General features: G+C 37.4%; 1 protein-coding gene. It reads left to right on the top strand.

Annotation, left to right across the window (positions count from 1 at the left end):
* Positions 1–711: 711 nt before the first annotated feature.
* Positions 712–1,316: replication initiation protein (locus A3IK_RS0115975; RefSeq protein WP_020560976.1), on the top strand; the 605-nt coding region annotated here is incomplete at its 3' end.

Raw genomic sequence — 1,316 nt, 5'->3', positions numbered from 1 at the left:
CCCCTGAACTACAAGCCGATTGGGATGCACTACTAGACCGCCGTTTTCACATCTACAGCACTAAAGAAACAGAATTGAGCTGGTTAGAATGGTTTGACTGGTCAGAACCTTATCACCAACGCTACTACGGTACTCCACGGGTTAGACCTGTGAGTGATGATGCTACCTAAAACGCTCTAGGATTCGATTTAAGCGCTTTTCAGGTTTAAGGGGTGATTGGTCGCGGCTAGACTCTTTAACGCACTACAGGCTGTTATACGCGCTTGCAAGTTAATAAAAACGGTTCAATTGCTGCCAATCTTTAACGAAAACTACCAAAATCTTCCTTACTGCTTACTTTTTTACTCAAAATATCAGGTTAGTTTTTAACCTTAAAAAAGCATCAAAATCTTGGGGCTTGGTTATTTATTAGGCTGTTTTCTTAAAAAATGATGCGAAAAATAGAGGAAATGCTTAATACGAAGATCAAAAATCCACATTTTGATGCTAGTTGCTAGTGCTGTTTCTTATGTTACCTACTTGTTTCTAGTCGCCAATTAGTTTTTATAATCATATAGTTACAGACCTAAAAGACAAGTTTTGATGGTTAAAAGACAAGTTTTGATACTCGAAAAGACAAGTTTTGATACCTAAAAGACAAGTAAATCTTTGATTGTCTTTTTTGTAAAAGACAACTAATATTGTAAAAATGTCCTTAAGGGAATAAAAGCTATGAATGACTTAGAAGCAATGATTGCCTCGATTCAACGTGCTCAAGCGAATAGCCAAGCTAAAACAAAAAACTCTAATGTTGAAGCTGAAGCTGATCCCTTATATCAGTTGAAAAAAAATACTGTTACAAAAAGCCATGCACTGAGCCGTGCTTATTATCGTTATAACTTGATCGAAAAGCGCTGTATGGAGGCTCTGATTAGCAAGATTCATCCTCAACGTTTAGATAATCCTCAGTTATTGACCTTGACTGCTTTGGAGTATGCCAAGACCTACAATGTGCCTAAGAACATTGCTTACCGTGATATTTCCAAAGCTGCTACAGGTTTGACTCATACTACGATTACGATAGATCGCGCTAATGGCAAACGTGGGAAGGTTGAAATTCCATTGATGGCTATAGCGGAGCATATGGAAGATGAGGGGCGCATTGAGTGCAAATTCAATATGGAGTTTTTACCGCATTTAGTTCAACTATCTAGCAAGTTTTCTAGTTACCCACTAAAAAATATAGTAAATTTTTCAAGTACTTATACTTGGAGATTTTATGAGCTGTTAGTGTCTTGGGCAAAAGATAAAAAAGAAACGAATGGCTTGTTTGCGGG

The sequence above is a fragment of the Thiofilum flexile DSM 14609 genome (assembly GCF_000380185.1).
Taxonomy (GTDB): domain Bacteria; phylum Pseudomonadota; class Gammaproteobacteria; order Thiotrichales; family Thiotrichaceae; genus Thiofilum; species Thiofilum flexile.
The sequence above is the reverse complement of the archived record's forward strand: the minus strand, read 5'-3'. Positions and strand labels throughout refer to the sequence as shown.